Below are 1,221 nucleotides of genomic sequence, written 5' to 3'. Positions count from 1 at the left end.
CTTGCCAAGCGTGTCAGCGGCCATTTCAGGCATTGTGATCATCGCTGTCGATCCTTGATCCCTGAACGTACTGCTCCGCTTTGAAGCATAGCATCATGCGGGCGCGACCACGACCCTGGCAGATGTACCCAGCCCTATGAAATCATGCGGCCCCCTGCACCCATGCCTGGGGAGAAACAGCACAGCTAGAGCGCTGATCGCTACACCTATGCCTGCTGGCCAAGTACAGCGGCAAGACCACCCAGTCCAACCTGTGAGGGAGTAACGGCGTGAGCACCGCTGAAGGGTCGGGCTGACACGCGGTTACTTAGGGATGCAGCATAATAGGCTCCTCCAACCTCAAGGGTCGTAGGCATTCTGACCGGAACGTCGGTTCAAAAGTGAGCCTGCCTCTATTCGGTTCGGAGCCTGACCCGGGAGAAGTCGGATATCACGCGGAAGGTGGCCAGCGTTGGCACTGCGAGAAGCACGCCGGTAATCCCGGCCAGCGATCCGCCTGCCAAGACACCGAGGAAAACCAGGACTGAGGGTACCTTGATGGTCTGCGCCTGGATGCGGGGCGTCAGAACATTGCCCTCCAACTGCTGGATCGCCAGGAAGAGAACTCCTGTTAGCACGGCCGCGGTTGGCGAGATGGAGAACGCCACCAGCAGTGCTGGAATCGCCCCAATCCAGGCGCCAAGGTAGGGAATGACTGCCGTGATCGACATCCAGGCGCCAAGCGCCAGCGGGTAGGGCACTCCAATCAGGAACAGCGCCACCGCGGAGAGACTTCCCTGGATGGCAAGCACCACAGCGAGGCCGCCAAGGTAGCACGAGAGAGCATGGCCGAGTGCCTCCCAGAACTCCTGGGCGTCGTGGCGGTAGTGGCCCGACACGCTAGTCAGGTAAGCCGCCTTGAATGAGCGCACGTTGGCCAGCAGCGACGCGGCGATGAAGACCACCGCAAACAGGGTCAGCGCCCAACTAAATGTCCCGAAGATGATCCCGACCGTGCGACCGAGCACGTTGTTGGCAATCACGCCCAGGCTGTCCTTGATGTCTGTGATCAGGCGCCCCGCCACCGCTTCCGGCGTGTCGGGCAGCAGATCACGGGCATCCAGCGCCCTGAGCGCCCGCACCAGGTACTGCTCCAGGTTCTGGACTAGCACTACAGTTGCACCCTTCGTTTGCGATGTGAGGCTTGCGCCATGGCCTGATGCGCTCGTCTCCAGGCGGACC

Annotated in this window: 1 protein-coding gene; it reads right to left on the bottom strand. The window is 61.5% G+C overall.

The features are described 5' to 3' along the window. Nucleotides 1–392: 392 nt before the first annotated feature. Nucleotides 393–1,221 (bottom strand): AI-2E family transporter (locus JKG68_RS32440; protein WP_210346530.1); only part of this gene is annotated, 829 nt, incomplete at its 5' end.

This window comes from Microvirga aerilata (genome assembly GCF_016743775.1).
GTDB lineage: Bacteria > Pseudomonadota > Alphaproteobacteria > Rhizobiales > Beijerinckiaceae > Microvirga > Microvirga aerilata.
Note: the sequence above shows the minus strand (reverse complement) of the source record. Positions and strands in the feature narration are given on the sequence as shown.